Annotated in this window: 8 protein-coding genes and 1 tRNA gene; 1 reads left to right on the top strand and 8 read right to left on the bottom strand. The window is 70.9% G+C overall.

The genetic code is table 11. The annotated features are described in order from the left end of the window. Positions 1-13: 13 nt before the first annotated feature. From AB0J57_RS20245 to AB0J57_RS20215, 7 genes are all read right to left on the bottom strand, one after another. Positions 14-535 carry a CinA family protein gene (locus tag AB0J57_RS20245; protein WP_366129615.1) on the bottom strand — a complete coding sequence of 174 codons (522 nt, stop codon included), beginning with the start codon at positions 533-535 and terminating at the stop codon, positions 14-16. Next, the gene (pgsA, locus tag AB0J57_RS20240) at positions 532-1,206 is read right to left on the bottom strand and encodes a CDP-diacylglycerol--glycerol-3-phosphate 3-phosphatidyltransferase (protein WP_366129614.1); all 675 of its coding nucleotides are present in this window, start codon (positions 1,204-1,206) and stop codon (positions 532-534) included. The genes AB0J57_RS20245 and pgsA overlap by 4 nt, the downstream gene beginning before the upstream one ends. Beyond that, a complete protein-coding gene (gene rimO / locus AB0J57_RS20235; RefSeq protein ID WP_366129613.1) occupies positions 1,203-2,681 on the bottom strand; it encodes a 30S ribosomal protein S12 methylthiotransferase RimO in 1,479 nt (492 codons plus the stop codon). The genes pgsA and rimO overlap by 4 nt, the downstream gene beginning before the upstream one ends. A 267-nt stretch (positions 2,682-2,948) precedes the next feature. Next, positions 2,949-3,863 carry a helix-turn-helix domain-containing protein gene (locus AB0J57_RS20230; protein WP_366129612.1) on the bottom strand — a complete coding sequence of 305 codons (915 nt, stop codon included), beginning with the start codon at positions 3,861-3,863 and terminating at the stop codon, positions 2,949-2,951. A gap of 207 nt (positions 3,864-4,070) precedes the next feature. Beyond that, the gene (locus AB0J57_RS20225; protein ID WP_366129611.1) at positions 4,071-6,917 is read right to left on the bottom strand and encodes a DNA translocase FtsK; all 2,847 of its coding nucleotides are present in this window, start codon (positions 6,915-6,917) and stop codon (positions 4,071-4,073) included. Positions 6,918-7,047: 130 nt separating this feature from the next. Further along, a complete protein-coding gene (locus AB0J57_RS20220) occupies positions 7,048-7,728 on the bottom strand; it encodes a response regulator (RefSeq protein WP_366129610.1) in 681 nt (226 codons plus the stop codon). Positions 7,729-7,972: 244 nt separating this feature from the next. Further along, positions 7,973-13,507, bottom strand: a complete 5,535-nt coding sequence (locus AB0J57_RS20215; protein WP_366129609.1) for a HAMP domain-containing protein — start codon at positions 13,505-13,507, stop codon at positions 7,973-7,975. Between the two features lie 283 nt (positions 13,508-13,790). Between AB0J57_RS20215 and AB0J57_RS20210 the strand changes: the two genes are divergently transcribed. Further along, positions 13,791-16,442: a SpoIIE family protein phosphatase gene (locus AB0J57_RS20210; RefSeq protein WP_366129608.1), complete on the top strand. Its 2,652-nt coding sequence runs from the start codon at positions 13,791-13,793 to the stop codon at positions 16,440-16,442. Positions 16,443-16,501: 59 nt separating this feature from the next. On the opposite strand, the gene AB0J57_RS20205 is transcribed toward AB0J57_RS20210, so the two are convergent. Beyond that, a tRNA-Thr gene (locus AB0J57_RS20205) sits at positions 16,502-16,574 on the bottom strand. Positions 16,575-16,833 lie beyond the last annotated feature (259 nt).

Below are 16,833 nucleotides of genomic sequence, written 5' to 3'. Positions count from 1 at the left end.
AGGGCTGCAAACATCAGTTCCCCCCGTTCTGTTCCGTATCCTGTGCCCGCGCGTTCTCCGAGAGTTGGTCCGCGAGCAGTTCCAGCACGCTCCGTACACTCTCTCTACGGATTTCCGCACGGTCGCCGTTCAATCGCAGTGCGGCGACTTTCCCCGCACCGAGGGGCCCGCCGACCGGCCCACAGACGGCCACGTACACCGTGCCCACGGGCTGCCCGTCCTGTGGCTCGGGCCCCGCGACGCCGGTCGTGGCGATCCCCCATCCGGCCCCCATCCGGGCCCGTACACCTGCCGCCATCTGCAACGCGACCTCCGGGTCGACGGCTCCGCGCTGCGCCAGCAGGGCCCCGTCGACGCCGAGCAGGTCCTGCTTCAGCGCGGTCGCGTACGCCGTGACCGACCCCAGGAACGATTTCGAGGCCCCGGGCACGGACGTCAGCTCCGCCGCCACCAGACCACCCGTGAGTGACTCCGCGACCGCGACCGTCTGATTACTCTCCGCAAGGAGAGTGAGAGCCCGCACCGCCGGATTCATCGCCCCGACTCCCTCTGGGAGCGCTCCGCCCGTTCCGCGGCGAGTCCCTGACGTCGCAGCACCACCGCCTGCCGCACGTAGTCGAGACCGGTGACGACCGTCAGCACGACGGCCACCGCCATCACCCAGAAGCGCAGTGTCGCGAGCGGCCCGGTCAGCATCAGAACGTACATCCCGACCGCCGTGCCCTGCGCCAGCGTCTTCATCTTGCCGCCGCGACTGGCCGGAATGACTCCGTGCCGGATCACCCAGAACCGCATCAGCGTGATGCCCAGCTCACGGAAGAGGATCACGCCGGTCACCCACCAGGGCAGGTCCCCGAGCGCCGACAGACAGATCAGCCCGGCCGCCATGATCGCCTTGTCGGCGATCGGGTCGGCGATCTTCCCGAAGTCCGTGACCAGGTTGTACGCGCGCGCCAGGTGGCCGTCGAAGATGTCGGTGATCATGGCGACGGCGAACGCCGCCCACGCCCACGCGCGCCAGGCCGGGTCGTACCCGCCGTCCTGGAGCATGAGCACCACGAAGGCCGGCACGAGCACCAGCCGCACCATGGTGAGGATGTTGGCGATGTTCCACAGGCTGGCCTGATTGACGGCCGCAGCGCCCAGCTTGCCGCCGGGCGCCGGCCTACCCGAACCGCCCGCCGCGGATGCCGGGGCTCCGGTCATCTGCCCGCCTCCTCAAGGCACTGGGCCAGCAGGTCGACGCCCTCCGTGCCGACGACCTTGGCCGAGACCATACGGCCGGGCACCAGGCCCTCAGCCGTGGTGAAGACCACCTGGCCGTCGGTCTCGGGCGCCTGGTGCGCGGCGCGGCCGACGGCGCCGTCCCCGTCCGGCGTCTCGTCCACCGACTCGACCAGTACCTCCAGGGTCTCGCCGAGCCGCTCCTCCGCACGCTGGGCGGTCAGCTCCTCGGCGAGCCGGGACAGGTGGGCGAGCCGCTCGTCGACGACCTCCTGGTCGAGCTTGTTCTCGTACGTGGCGGCTTCCGTGCCGTCCTCGTCCGAGTACCCGAAGACGCCGATGGCGTCGAGCCGGGCGTGCGTGATGAAGCGTTCCAGCTCCGCGAAGTCCTCCTCGCGCTCGCCGGGGAAGCCGACGATGAAGTTGGACCGCACACCGGCCTGGGGCGCCTTGCCCCGGATGGTGTCCAGCAGCTCCAGGAACCGGTCGGTGTCCCCGAAGCGCCGCATGGAGCGCAGCACGTCGGGAGCCGAGTGCTGGAAGGACAGGTCGAAGTACGGCGCGACCTTCTCGGTCGACGTCAGGACGTCGATGAGTCCGGGCCGCATCTCGGCGGGCTGGAGGTAGCTGACGCGTACGCGCTCGATCCCGTCGACCGCCGCCAGCTCCGGCAGCAGGGTCTCCAGGAGGCGGATGTCGCCGAGGTCCTTGCCGTACGAGGTGTTGTTCTCGGAGACCAGCATGATCTCCTTCACGCCCTGCTCGGCCAGCCAGCGCGTCTCGCCCAGGACGTCGCTGGGGCGCCGGGAGACGAAGGAGCCGCGGAAGGAGGGGATGGCGCAGAACGAGCAGCGGCGGTCGCAGCCGGAGGCGAGCTTCACCGAGGCGACCGGGCTGGTGTCGAGCCGGCGGCGCAGCGGGGCGCGCGGCCCGGACGCCGGGGCGACGCCCTCGGGCAGGTCCTCCGGGGCCGGCGCGGGCTCCTGGGAGTGGCCCGGCAGGGCGACCTCGGCGGCGGCCTGCTGCCGCTGCACGGGGCTGAGCGGGAGCAGTTGGCGCCGGTCGCGCGGGGTGTGGGCCTCCACGCTGCCGCCGCTCAGGATGGTCTGGAGGCGGCTGGAGATGTCGGCGTAGTCGTCGAAGCCGAGCACCCCGTCGGCCTCGGGCAGCGCGTCGGCGAGCTCCTTGCCGTACCGCTCGGCCATGCAGCCCACGGCGACCACGGCCTGGGTGCGGCCGTGGTCCTTGAGGTCATTGGCTTCGAGCAGGGCGTCGACGGAGTCCTTCTTGGCGGCCTCGACGAAGCCACAGGTGTTGACGACCGCGACGTCCGCGTCGGCGGCTTCCTCGACGAGCTCCCAGCCGTCCGCTGCCAAGCGGCCTGCGAGCTCCTCCGAGTCCACCTCGTTACGGGCGCAGCCAAGAGTGACAAGGGCGACGGTACGGCGTTCGGGCATGGACTCAAGACTACTTTGTCCCAGCGACACCCCCGCCGCTCAGGGGTCACACCCCTGAGCGCTGTCCGGGGCCACCCCCGATGCCCCGTCCGTAAACCACCCGACCCGGTGGTCCGCCGCCCCACAGCGCCCGCCACAGCGCCCCACAGCCCCACAGCGCCGCCACGGCCGCGCGCCGCCGGGACTGCGCCGAGGACGGCGCCCCGCACACCCGCCCGCCAGGTGCGGCGGGCCCGGATGCGGCGGGCACCGGCGCGGGCGCGGCGGTCAGCCGACCTGGGGGTCGCCCTTCGTGTACGACAGGCGCTCGACCTGGCCGGCCTCGAACTCGTCCTCGACCTTCTTGCCGTTCACGAAGAGCTCGATCGCCCCGGCGTTGCCCAGGATGAGGTCCAGCCGCTCGTCGTCCTGGAACGTCTTGGTGTCGCCCTTGAGCAGCAGCCCGTCGAACAGCAGCTTGCCGTCGCGCGCCTTGGCCGAAATCCAGCTCTTGTCGTCCGTCGCGGTCAGCCGGACCGTGACCTTGTCCTTGGGCGCCGCCGCGATGGCGCTCTCCGACGGCGCGGGCGGCGGGGCGACCGCCTTGGGCGGCTTCGGCTTGCTGGTGGGCTTCTGCGCCGGAGCCGGGCCCTCGGCCACGTTGTTGCTGCGGGAGCCGCCGCCGTCACCGTTGAACATGGTGAAGCCGACGAAACCGATCACCGCGACGATCGCGGCAACCATCGCGGCCGTCCAGTTGGGCCGCCGCCGGTCCGGGCGGATGCGTTCGGCCTCGAACAGCGGCGCCGCGGGCGTCGGCGCGGGACGGCCGCCGTGCTCGGCGTCGTACTGCTCGACCAGGGCGACGGGATCGAGACCGACCGCACGCGCAAGCGTACGGATGTGGCCACGGGCGTACACGTCGCCGCCGCATCGCGTGAAGTCGTCGTCCTCGATCGCGTGGATGATCGGGATGCGGACGCGGGTGGAGGTGCTGACCTCCTCGACCGTCAGGCCGGCGTCGGTGCGTGCCTGCCGCAGCACACGGCCGATCGAGGGCCGGGCGTCCTCGGGAGTGTCCGGGACGTCCGGAGCGTCGGGAGCGTCCGGGACATGGGAGGCGTCCGGAGCCCCGGGAGCGTCCGGGACAGCGTCGTCGGGGGTCGAAGGCCGGTCGTCTTCGGGGGAGTTGCCGATGGACACGGGGGCGCCTTTCGAGCGTGTAACCACCTGCTGGAGGTTCAGTCTATGGGTGGTACGAAAGGGTGGAGCAACCGGGCGGACGCACTTTGTACGCCATCGGAATGGCCGCGCGTCCGAGGGGCGGGACAACTATTTTCCGCCTCTCCCTCCAACTTGACGTACAAGAGGGGGAAACGGTTGCTCACGGTTCCCTAACGAGTGAGAGTCCTACGAGTCCGACTCCCCACGGATGACAGCGAGTACTCCATCCAGCTCATCCGGTTTGACAAGGACGTCCCGCGCCTTGGACCCCTCGCTCGGTCCGACGATGTTGCGCGACTCCATCAGGTCCATCAGCCGGCCCGCCTTGGCGAAGCCGACGCGCAGCTTGCGCTGGAGCATCGACGTGGAGCCGAACTGCGTGGAGACGACCAGCTCGGCGGCCTGGCACAGCAGGTCCAGGTCGTCGCCGATGTCCTCGTCGATCTCCTTCTTCTGCTTCGTCCCGACCGTGACGTCGTCCCGGAAGACCGGCGCCATCTGCTCCTTGCAGTGCCGGACGACCGCCTTGACCTCCTCCTCGGTCACGAAGGCGCCCTGCATGCGGATCGGCTTGTTGGCCCCCATGGGCAGGTACAGGCCGTCGCCCTTGCCGATCAGCTTCTCGGCGCCCGGCTGGTCCAGGATGACCCGGCTGTCGGCGAGCGAGGACGTGGCGAAGGCGAGCCGGGAGGGCACGTTCGCCTTGATCAGGCCGGTCACGACGTCGACCGAGGGCCGCTGGGTGGCGAGCACCAGGTGGATGCCGGCGGCCCGCGCGAGCTGGGTGATGCGGACGATGGCGTCCTCGACGTCCCTGGGCGCGACCATCATCAGGTCGGCCAGCTCGTCGACGATGACCAGCAGGTACGGGTACGGCTGGAGCTCGCGCTCGCTGCCCGGCGGCGGCTCGACCTTGCCGGCCCGTACGGCGGCGTTGAAGTCGTCGATGTGCCGGTACCCGTACGCCGCGAGGTCGTCGTACCGCAGGTCCATCTCGCGCACGACCCACTGGAGGGCCTCGGCGGCCCGCTTGGGGTTGGTGATGATCGGGGTGATCAGGTGCGGGATGCCCTCGTACGCGGTCAGCTCGACCCGCTTGGGGTCGACGAGCACCATCCGGACGTCTTCGGGGGTCGCCCTTATCATCACGGACGTGATCAGGCAGTTGATGCACGACGACTTGCCGGAGCCGGTCGCACCGGCGACCAGGATGTGCGGCATCTTCGCGAGGTTGGCCATCACGTAGCCGCCCTCGACGTCCTTGCCGAGCGCGACCAGCATCGGGTGGTCGTCCTCGGCGGCGTCCGCGAGGCGCAGCACATCGCCGAGGTTGACCATCTCGCGGTCGGTGTTCGGGATCTCGATGCCGACGGCGGACTTGCCCGGGATCGGCGAGATGATCCGTACGTCGGGGCTGGCGACGGCGTAGGCGATGTTCTTGGTCAGCGCCGTGATCCGCTCGACCTTCACGGCCGGGCCGAGCTCCACCTCGTAGCGGGTGACCGTCGGGCCGCGCGTGAAGCCGGTGACGGCCGCGTCGACCTTGAACTCCGAGAAGACCGTCGTCAGTGAGGCGACGATCGCGTCGTTGGCGGCGCTGCGGGTCTTGCCCGGCCCGCCGCGCTCCAGCAGGTTCAGCGAGGGCAGGGCGTACGTGATGTCCCCGGCGAGCTGGAGCTGCTCGGCGCGCGGCGGCAGCCCCTCCGGCTCGTCCCGGACGGGTGCGGGCTTGGTGAGGTCCGGTACGAGGCCGCCCGGCGTCTCCGCCTCCCGGGCAGAGTCCCGACCGGGCTCCCGGCCGGGCTCCCGCGCGGGCGGTACGGAGCCGGTGTCGCCGCCCCTGGCCGGCCGGCCGCTCCTCGCCTCGCGTGCGTCCCGCCCCCGGTCGCCGGTCACGTCCCGCGTCAGGTCGGCGACCAGCGGCGAGGGCGGCATGCCGTTCAGCACCGCCCCGTCCAGCGCGGCGGCAGCGGCCGCGGCGACGTCCACGGCGTCCATGGGCCGGTCGAAGTCGGGCTCCACGGGTGCTGCCGCCTTCCGGGGCCGCCTGCGCCGGGTGAGCGCCTCCTCCTCGGCCCCGTCGGGGTCGTACGCCCCGGCACCGGCACCGCGCCGCCGCGACCGGGCGGGCAGCGCCTCGCGCCACTGGTCGTCGTACCGCTCGTCGTCCTCGCTCGCCTCCCGTACGCCGGGCTCGACGAGCCCGAGGCGCGCGCCGAGCGCCCGGAGGCGCTGCGGGATGGCGTTGACGGGCGTGGCCGTGACGACGAGCAGCCCGAAGACGGTGAGCAGGACGAGCATCGGTACGGCGAGGACCTCGCCCATCATGAAGATCAGCGGCTTGGAGGCGCTCCAGCCGATCAGCCCGCCCGCGTCCCGCACCGCCTCGCTGCCCTCGTCACGCCCGGGCGAGCCGCAGGCGATGTGGACCTGGCCGAGCACGCCGATGACGAGCGCGGACAGCCCGATGACGATCCGGCCGTTGGCCTCGGGCTTCTCGGGATGGAGGATCAGCCGGACGGCGATCGCGCCCACGAGGAGCGGTACGAGCAGGTCGAGCCGGCCGAAGGCGCCGGTCACGAGCATCTCGACCAGGTCGCCGACCGGTCCCTTCAGGTTGGCCCAGGTGCCGGCGGCCACGATCAGGGCGACGCCGAGCAGCAGCAGGGCGAGGCCGTCCTTGCGGTGCGCCGGGTCGAGCCCCTTGGCGCCGCGCCCTATGCCACGGAACATGGCGCCGACCGCGTGCGCGAGGCCCAGCCAGAGGGCGCGCACGAGCCGGTACACGCCCCCGGTGGGCGACGGCGCGGGTTTGGGTGCGGGCTTCTTGGCCGCCGCCCTCTTGGCGGGCCTGGCGGGCGCCTTCTTCGCGCTCTTGGCGGCGGACTTGGCCGCGGGCGCGGCCTTCTTGGCGGGTTTCGCGGGTGACTTCGCGGGCGCCGCCTTCTTCGCAGCGCCGGTCGTACGGCCGGCGCGCGGCTTCGCGGTGCCCGCCGTGCCTGGGGAACCCTTGCCGGACGTACGTGAGGCCATGGGGGTGAGGTTACCGGTGTGGGGCGCGGTGGACACGTGTGCCCACCGCTTCACCCGTTCGTGTCGTTCCGGTCGAGTACGAGAAGCTGACGCCCGCTCAGCCGGGCGGCGGCCGGACCGTGAGAAGACGTCAGTTCTGCGCCGGCAGTGTGGGCGAGCCGCCGCCCCCGGTGCCCGGTTCGAGCGCGTCCAGCGCCCGGCGCAGCCCGGTGAGCTTGCGCTCCAGGTGCGCGGCGGTGGCGACGGCCGCGGCGTCCGCCGAGTCGTCGTCGAGCTGTTTGGACAGCGCTTCCGCCTGCTCCTCAACTGCCGCGAGCCGCGCGGACAGTTCCGCCAGGAGACCGGGCGACTCCTTGACGGCTCCGCCCTGGCCGCCGCCTTCGAGCTGGAGGCGCAGCAGGGCGGCCTGCTCGCGGAGCTGACAGTTCTTCATGTACAGCTCGACGAAGACCGAGACCTTGGCGCGCAGCACCCAGGGGTCGAAGGGCTTGGAGATGTAGTCCACGGCGCCCGCCGCGTACCCCCGGAAGGTGTGGTGCGGGCCGTGGTTGATCGCCGTCAGGAAGATGATCGGGATGTCCCGTGTCCGTTCCCGACGCTTGATGTGCGCGGCGGTCTCGAAACCGTCCATACCTGGCATCTGGACGTCCAGCAGAATGACCGCGAAGTCGTCCGTCAGCAGCGCTTTGAGCGCTTCCTCCCCTGACGATGCCCGCACCAGCGTCTGATCGAGCGCAGAGAGGATGGCCTCCAGCGCCAGCAGATTCTCCGGTCGGTCATCGACCAGGAGGATCTTGGCCTTCTGCACCATGGCCCGTCCTCCTCGCCCCGGCAGTTGGCCGGGCGCCGCCCCAGGGGACGACTCCCTTGCGCCGTCCGTCCTTGTGCCGGTCATGGTAGCCGCACCCCGCCTGTCACCACACCCTGTCACCGCGATGTCACTGTGCACGTAGCAGAAACGCGGTGGGAGACCAGAAGGTTCCCCGAATACCGCCCTCTCACACGCTTTCGACCACAGTCAGTCAGCAACTCGCCAGGATTCGACCCTCCTCCGCTCACTCTCCGCGCATCCACTGCTCCATGACCGACAGCAGATGATCCGGATCCACCGGCTTCGTAACGTAATCGGAAGCGCCCGACTCGATCGCCTTCTCCCGGTCGCCCTTCATCGCCTTGGCGGTGAGCGCGATGATCGGCAGCCCGGCGAACTGCGGCATCCGGCGGATCGCCGTCGTCGTCGCATAGCCGTCCATCTCGGGCATCATGATGTCCATCAGCACGACCGTCACATCGTCGTGCTGCTCCAGGACTTCGATGCCCTCCCGGCCGTTCTCCGCGTACAGCACCGACAGGCCGTGCTGTTCCAGCACGCTGGTGAGCGCGAAGACATTGCGGATGTCGTCGTCGACGATCAGCACCTTCTCGCCGTGGAACTCGAAGGTGGGCCTCGGCTCGCTCGCCTCCTGCCCGGCCGCCGCCCACGCCTCCGGCGCCCCGGACGCCCCCGGCGCCCCGGCACCCGACGAGCCCGCCGCCCCGGACGGCGCCGCGCCCGGCTGCCCGGGCTGGCCCGGCAGCGCGGTCCGCTGCTCCACGGCGCCCAGCGCCGCCCGGCGGCGGTGCCGGAACAGGGCACCCGCGCCGGAGCGCCGGTCGGAGCGCTCGGGGCGGTCGGAGTCGGCACCGGTACCCGGCTCGGCGCCCTGCCCGTCCAGTACGGCGTCCTCGGCGCTCTGGCGCAGGTCCGCGCCGGGGCCGTGCCCGTAGCCCTGCGGGGGCAGCTCGCTCGGGTGCAGCGGCAGGTACAGCGTGAACGTCGACCCGCGGCCCGGCTCGCTCGCCGCGTGGATCTCACCGCCCAGCAGCCGGGCGATCTCGCGGCTGATCGACAGCCCCAGCCCCGTACCGCCGTACTTGCGGCTGGTCGTGCCGTCCGCCTGCTTGAACGCCTCGAAGATCACCCGCATCTTGCTGGCCGCGATACCGATACCGGTGTCCGTCACCGAGAAGGCGATCAGGTCGCCCTCCGGGTCGCGCAGCGAACCGGCCTCCAGGAGCTGCTCCCGGATCGACTGCGGTACGTCCGCCCTGGCCGGCCGGATCACCAGCTCGACCGCCCCGCTGTCGGTGAACTTCACCGCGTTCGACAGCAGGTTCCGCAGCACCTGGAGCAGCCGCTGCTCGTCGGTGTGCAGCGTCGCGGGCAGCTCCGGCGAGACCCGCACCGAGAAGTCGAGCCCCTTCTCGGCGGTCAGCGGCCGGAAGGTGGCCTCCACGTAGTCGACGAGCTGGACCAGCGCGATCCGGGTCGGGCTGACGTCCATCTTGCCCGCCTCGACCTTCGACAGGTCCAGGATGTCGTTGATCAACTGGAGCAGGTCCGAGCCCGCCCCGTGGATGGTCTCGGCGAACTCGACCTGCTTGGGCGACAGGTTCCCGTCCGCGTTGTCGGCGAGCAGCTTCGCCAGGATGAGCAGCGAGTTCAGCGGCGTACGCAGCTCGTGCGACATGTTCGCCAGGAACTCGGACTTGTAGCGCATGGAGACCGCGAGCTGTTCGGCCCGCTCCTCCAGGACCTGCCGGGCCTCCTCGATCTCGGTGTTCTTCACCTCGATGTCGCGGTTCTGCTGGGCCAGCAGCTCGGCCTTCTCCTCCAGCTCGGCGTTGGAGTCCTGGAGGGCCTTCTGCCGGCTCTCCAGCTCGGCCGAGCGCTCGCGGAGCTGCTCGGTCAGCTCCTGCGACTGCTTCAGCAGCACCTCGGTCTTGGTGTTGACGCTGATGGTGTTGACGCTCGTCGCGATCATCTCGGCGATCTGGTTGAGGAAGTCCCGCTGGATCTGGGTGAACGGCTGGAACGACGCCAGCTCGATCACCCCGAGGACCTTCCCCTCGAAGAGCACCGGCAGCACGATCACATGCGCCGGGGCCGCCTCACCGAGCCCGGAGGAGATCCTCAGGTAACCCGGCGGCACATTGACCTGGATGGTCCGCTTCTCCTCGGCCGCCGTACCGATCAGCGTCTCGCCCGGCCGGAACGACGTGGGCATCGACCCGGACGAGTAGCCGTAGCTGCCGCGCATGACCAGCTCGTACGAGCCGTCCTCGTCCGCCCCGATCTCGCCGCCGCCACCGGTCGGCATCGCCAGGAAGAACGCGCCGTGCTGCGCCGAGACGACCGGGGTGAGCTCGCTCATGATCAGCGAGGCCACGTCGTCGAGGTCGCGCCGGCCCTGCATGAGGCCGGAGATCCGGGCCAGGTTGCCCTTGAGCCAGTCCTGCTCCTCGTTGGCGAGGGTGGTGTCGCGCAGGTTGGCGATCATGGTGTTGATGTTGTCCTGGAGGACCTGGATCTCGCCCGCCGCGTCCACGTCGATCTTCAGGTTCAGGTCGCCGCGGGTCACCGCCGTGGCGACGGCCGCGATGGCGCGCACCTGGCGGGTCAGGTTCCCGGCCATCTCGTTCACCGACTCGGTCAGGTCGCGCCAGGTGCCGTCGACGTCCCGTACGCGCGCCTGGCCGCCCAGGATGCCCTCCGTGCCCACCTCGCGGGCGACGCGGGTGACCTCCTCGGCGAACGACGAGAGCTGGTCGACCATCGTGTTGATGGTGTTCTTCAGCTCCTGGATCTCACCGCGCGCGTCGATGTCGATCTTCTTGGTGAGGTCGCCCTTGGCGATGGCGGTGGTGACCGTGGCGATCTGGCGCACCTGACCGGTCAGGTTGGACGCCATCGAGTTCACCGACTCGGTCAGGTCCTTCCACGTACCCGAGACGCCGGGCACCCGGGCCTGGCCGCCCAGCTCGCCCTCCGTACCCACCTCACGCGCCACTCGCGTCACCTCGTCGGCGAACGAGGACAGCGTCGTCACCATCGTGTTGACCGTGTCGGCGAGCTCGGCGACCTCGCCGCGCGCCTCCACCGTCACCTTCTTGGTCAGGTCACCGTTGGCGACCGCCGACGACACCCGCGAGATGTTCCGCACCTGAGAGGTCAGGTTGTTGGCCATCACGTTGACGTTGTCGCTCAGGTCCTTCCAGATGCCGGTGACGCCCCGCACCCGGGCCTGACCGCCGAGGATGCCCTCCGTACCCACCTCACGGGCGACTCGCGTCACCTCGTCCGCGAAGTTGGAGAGCTGGTCGACCATCGTGTTGACGGTGGTGACGAGGTCGAGGATCTCGCCCCGGGCATCGACGGTGATCTTCTTCGACAGGTCGCCCTTGGCGACCGCCGTCGTCACCTCGGCGATGTTGCGCACCTGGGAGGTGAGGTTGTTCGCCATCGAGTTGACGGACTGGGTCAGGTCCTTCCAGGTGCCGGAGACGCCCTGTACCTCCGCCTGACCGCCCAGGATGCCCTCGGTGCCCACCTCACGGGCCACCCGGGTCACCTGCTCGGCGAAGTTGGAGAGCTGGTCCACCATCGTGTTGAGGGTGTTCTTCAGCTCCAGGATCTCCCCGCGCGCGTCCACGTCGATCTTCTGCGACAGGTCACCCCGCGCCACGGCGGTCGCGACCTGCGCGATGTTGCGCACCTGGGCGGTCAGGTTCCCGGCCATGCCGTTCACCGAGTCCGTCAGGTCGCGCCACACACCGGCCACGCCCGGCACCTGCGCCTGCCCGCCGAGCCGCCCGTCCGTGCCCACCTCGCGGGCCACCCGGGTCACCTGCTCGGCGAACGCGGAGAGCTGGTCCACCATCGTGTTGATGGTGTTCTTCAGCTCCAGGATCTCCCCGCGCGCGTCCACGTCGATCTTCTGCGACAGGTCACCCCGCGCCACCGCCGTCGTCACCTGCGCGATCTGACGCACCTGCGAGGTGAGGTTGCCGGCCATGAAGTTGACGGAGTCGGTGAGCTCCTTCCACGTACCGGAGACACCGGGTACGCGTGCCTGCCCGCCGAGGCGGCCCTCCGTACCCACGTCCCGCGCCATCCGCGTCACCTGGTCGGCGAACGACGAGAGCTGCGCCACCATCGTGTTGACGGTGTTCTTCAACTCCAGCATCTCGCCCGCGACATCGACGGTGACCTTCTGCGTCAGGTCGCCGTTCGCCACCGCCGTCGTCACCTGCGCGATGTCCCGCACCTGGCCCGTGAGGTTGCGGAACGCCGTGTTCACCGAGTCGGTGAGGTCCTTCCACGTCCCCGCCGCGCCCGGCACCTCCGCCTGGCCGCCCAGCCGGCCCTCGACGCCGACCTCCCGCGCCACACGGGTCACTTCGGAACCGAACGCCGAGAGCTGGTCCACCATCGTGTTGACGGTGTTCTTCAACTCCAGCATCTCACCGGCCACGTCGACCGTGACCTTCTGCGACAGGTCACCGTTCGCGACCGCCGTCGTCACCGTCGCGATGTCCCGCACCTGCGTCGTCAGGTTCCGGAAGACCGTGTTGACCGAATCGGTCAGGTCCTTCCACGTGCCCGCCGCGCCCGGCACCTGCGCCTGACCGCCCAGCAGCCCCTCGGCGCCGACCTCGCTCGCCACCCGCGTCACCTCGTCGGCGAACGTCCGCAGCGTCTCGGTCATCTGGTTGATCGTGTCGGCGAGCTGCGCCACCTCACCCCGCGCGCTCACCGTCACCTTCTGCGACAGGTCGCCGTTGGCGACGGCCGTCGTCACCTCGGCGATGCCCCGCACCTGGGAGGTCAGGTTCCCCGCCATCGTGTTGACGGAGTCGGTCAGGTCCTTCCACACACCGGCCACGCCCGGCACCTCGGCCTGGCCGCCCAGCTCGCCCTCCGTACCCACCTCACGCGCGACCCGCGTCACCTCGGACGAGAACGACGAGAGCTGGTCCACCATCGTGTTGACGGTGTTCTTGAGCTGGAGCATCTCACCGGCCACATGGACGGTGACCTTCCGCGACAGATCGCCCTTGGCGACCGCCGTCGTCACGAGAGCGATGTCACGCACCTGAGCGGTCAGCCGGTACGCCATGGTGTTGACCGAATCCGTCAGGTCCTTCCACGAACCCGACATACCGCGCACCTGCGCCTGGCCGCCCAGCTTGCCCTCGGTACCGACCTCCAGCGCCACCCGCGTCACCTCGTCGGTGAACGCCGACAGTTGGTCAACCAGGTTGTTCACCGTACGGGCGACCTTCAGGAACTCGCCCCGCAGCGGCCGCGCCGACCCGTCCGTACCCTCCGAACGCAACTCCATGCGCTGCTCGAGGTCACCCTCCGCGACCGCGGACAGCACCCGCCCCACCTCGGAGACGGGCCGCGTCATGTCGTCCACCAGCGCGTTCGCGGCCTCGATGGCCTGGGCCCACGCCCCCTCGCCGGCCCCGACCTCCAGCCGCTCGGACAGCTTGCCCTCCCGCCCGACGACCCGCCGCACCCGCGACAGCTCACCGGTCAGGTGCATCTGCCGGTCGGCGACCTCATTGAAGACGGAGGCGATCTCCGCCATCACGCCGTCACCCGTCACGGTCAGGCGCTTGCGGACATTGCCGTCCCGCATCGACACCAGAGCCGCGAGCAGCCGCTCCAGGGCAGCGGCGTCCACCTCGACGGTCCCACCGCTCCGGGTCCGTCCGCCCTTCGCGCGCGTGCTACCGCCCCGCGCCGTCACGCCAGACTCCACCGTGTCCCTCCCGCAGGGGTTGACCGTACTGCTCGGGCATTGCCGCTCCCTCTGCCGCCGGAAGCCTTCCCAGTGTTTCACCACGACAGAACCAGGCCATAACAGTTCGGCAGCTTCGCATAACGTCCCCGTCCTCGGGGGACGGAAACAGCGGTGACCACCATCCGCCCGGACAGCGAAGGTAAGTAACCTGGCATCCGGCTGTCCAACCGCCCCGGTCCGCCCGGCAGGGGCGGCGCGACGCTGTATGACCACCGGGCACCGGGGAGGGGCAGGGCCGATCATGGCAGAGCCGGGCGTCGAGACGCGTACGAGGAGTTCTGTGATCACCGCTCGGGCGGCCGCCACCTTCGAACCCGTGGGACGGTCCGTGGCGACCGCCCGGGCCTTCGTCCGGGACACCCTCCAGGGCTGGGGGTACACCGACGTCGTCGACGACGCCGTGGTCCTGACCAGCGAACTCGTCACCAACGCCGTCATCCACGCCGGCACCGCCGCCGACGTCCTGTGCCTCCGCACGGAGAACGGCGTACGCATCGAGGTCGCCGACCGCTACCCCGAGCGCGAGGTGCCCCTCCAGGGCACCGGCCGCTCCCTGAGCAGCCCCGACAGCGAGAACGGCCGGGGACTGCTCCTGTGCGCCGCCCTCGCCTCCCGCTGGGGCGTGGAGTACTCCCCCACCCACAAACAGGTCTGGTTCCAGCTCGACCTCCCCGAACGCCCCGTCGGCACCCGCTCCGCCGGCCCCCTGCTGCCCACCGACCTCCTCCCGGTCGCCGACGACCGGGTCCGCGTCGCCGTGGCCCAGATCGACCGGCACGGCACCATCACCGCCTGGAACGAGGACGCCGAGCACCTCTTCGGGTACGCCGCCGACCAGGTCGTCGGCAAGCCCCTCGGCGACTTCGCCGCCTGGCCCCACACCCCCGGCATCGGCACCGGCATCGCCGAGGCCCTGCGCCTCTCCCGCTGGGAGGGAAGCTACGGCATCCGCGGCACCGACGGCCGCGTCATCCCCGTCTACGCCTCCCACCTGCGCGTACGTGACACCCAAGGTGAGCCGTCCACCGTCTGCCTCCTCGTACGGGACTACGAACGCGCCATCCTCCAGTCCCCGCAGCGCACCCCCGTCGACTCCAGCAGCGAGAGCCGCACCACCGACCCGTTCGAGGTCTTCATCGGCTCCCCCGCCCCCGACGACCTCGACGGCCTCCTCCAGCGCACCGTCGAGCGCGCCCGCGACATGCTGGACGGCGACGCCGCCTTCCTCCTGCTCGCCACCGACGACGAGACCGAGCTGGAGGTACGGGCCACCACCGGCCTGCCCTCCGCCCGCCAGCGCTTCGCCCGCGTCCCCGTCGAGGCCGCCGGCACCGGCCGCTACTCCTCCGCCCGCATGCCCGCCGTCCACGAGGACCTCCTGGCCGTCCCCGGCTCGGTCCCGCTCCTCAACGGCACCGGCATGCGCTCGGTCGTCACCGTCCCGCTCAAGGTGGAGGGCCGTCTCACCGGCTCCCTGGGCGTCGCCGCCGAGGCCGCCGGGCGGTACTCGAACGAGGAGGCCCTCCGCCTCCAGTTCGCCGCCGACCGCATCGCCCTCGCCGTCGAGTCCGCCCGCCTCGGCGAGCTCGAACGCCTCCGCCGCGGCTCCCTCAGCTTCCTCGTCGAGGCCTCCGACCTGCTCGCCGGCACCCTCGACCGCGACCAGACCCTCGCCCTGATGGCCCAGATGACGGTCCCCACCCTCGCGACCTGGTGCGCCGTCTACACGATCGCCGACCCGACCTCCGAGCCGTACCTCTCGTACGTCCTCCACGAGGACGAGGAGCGCATCGACGGCCTCAAGGCCCTCCTGTCCAAGATCCCCCCGCCCGAGCCCGTCCCGTCCCCGGGAGCGCGCGTCTGGACGGCCCCCGCCGACGCCGCCCACCAGGCGGCGCTGCGCACCTCCATGCGCGAGCTGGGCCTCGCCTCCAGCCCCGTCTCCTCCGGCATCGGTACGACGCTGGCCACGGCCGCCGCGGTCGGCGGCGAGACCGTCGTCCTCCCCCTGGTCGCCCGCAACCGCGTCATCGGCATGCTGACCCTCGGCAAGCCCTCCGACGACCACTTCCGCCAGGAGATCCTGGAGCTCGCCGAGGACCTCTCCCGCCGGGCCGCCCTGGCCCTGGACAACGCCCGGCTGTACTCGGAGCGCATGGCCATCAGCCAGTCCCTCCAGCGCAGCCTGCTGCCCCCGGGCCTCCCCCAGGTGCCCGGCGTCGAGGTCGACGTCATCTACCGCGCGGCCGGCGAGGGCAACGAGGTCGGCGGCGACTTCTACGACCTCTTCCCGATCCGTGACAACGCGTACGGCTTCGCCATCGGCGACGTCTGCGGTACGGGCCCGGAGGCGGCCGCCGTCACCGGCCTCGCCCGCCACGCGCTGCGCCTGCTGGCCCGCGAGGGCTTCGGCGGCCCGGCGGTCCTGGAGCGCCTGAACGCCGCCATCCTCGACGAGGGCGCCCGCAGCCGCTTCCTCACCCTCCTGTACGGCGAGCTGTGGCCCCAGGAGGACGGCAGCGCCCTCCTCAAGGTCGTCTGCGCCGGCCACCCGCTCCCGCTGCGCCTCCGCCAGGACGGCACGGTCGAGCCGGCCGCCGACCCGCAGCCGCTCCTCGGCGTCATGGACGACCTGGAGCTGTACGAGCAGACCGTCACCCTCGACCCGGGCGACGTCCTCCTGTGCGTCACCGACGGCGTCACCGAGCGCCGCGAGGGCCCGCGCATGCTGGGCGACGACGGCCTCACCGAGGTCCTCACCACGTGTACGGGCCTGACGGCCGGCGCGGTCACCGCCCGCATCATGCGCGCGGTCGAGCGCTTCGCCGCGGAGCCGCCGTCCGACGACATGGCCATCCTCGCGATGCGCGTCCCGGAGCCCCACCAGGAGTGATTCCCCGTCAACATGAAGAAGGCCCCCGCCACTTGGGCGGGGGCCTTCTTTTCGTTCAGAGCCCCCAAACGGAATCGAACCGTTGACCTTCTCCTTACCATGGAGACGCTCTGCCGACTGAGCTATAGGGGCCGGCTAGTCGCTTCGGGGTTTCCCCCTCGGCAACGGGATAAAGCATACCCCGAACGAGCGGGAATGCCTAACCGGCGCTGACGCAGCGCATGGTGACCCTCCCTCAAGTCCCCACCGTCCGCCCGGGGGCAGAGCGCGGCGTATGAACGCAGAAAAGCCTCAGGCCCCGGACACGAAGTCCAGGGCCTGAGGCCAATAATTGTTCGGCGGCGTCCTACTCTCCCACAGGGTCCCCCCTGCAGTACCATCGGCGCTGAAA

It is taken from the genome of Streptomyces sp. NPDC049837, assembly GCF_040674455.1.
Classification (GTDB): Bacteria; Actinomycetota; Actinomycetes; order Streptomycetales; family Streptomycetaceae; genus Streptomyces.
Note: the sequence above shows the minus strand (reverse complement) of the source record. Positions and strands in the feature narration are given on the sequence as shown.

What these genes read in the sequence shown, in the direction of transcription:
- rimO (WP_366129613.1), bottom strand. Translation starts at nt 2,681, where the DNA reads ATGCCCGAACGCCGTACCGTCGCCCTTGTCACTCTTGGCTGCGCCCGT.
- AB0J57_RS20220 (WP_366129610.1), bottom strand. Translation starts at nt 7,728, where the DNA reads ATGGTGCAGAAGGCCAAGATCCTCCTGGTCGATGACCGACCGGAGAAT.
- AB0J57_RS20245 (WP_366129615.1), bottom strand. Translation starts at nt 535, where the DNA reads ATGAATCCGGCGGTGCGGGCTCTCACTCTCCTTGCGGAGAGTAATCAG.
- AB0J57_RS20225 (WP_366129611.1), bottom strand. Translation starts at nt 6,917, where the DNA reads ATGGCCTCACGTACGTCCGGCAAGGGTTCCCCAGGCACGGCGGGCACC.
- pgsA (WP_366129614.1), bottom strand. Translation starts at nt 1,206, where the DNA reads ATGACCGGAGCCCCGGCATCCGCGGCGGGCGGTTCGGGTAGGCCGGCG.
- AB0J57_RS20210 (WP_366129608.1), top strand. Translation starts at nt 13,791, where the DNA reads ATGGCAGAGCCGGGCGTCGAGACGCGTACGAGGAGTTCTGTGATCACC.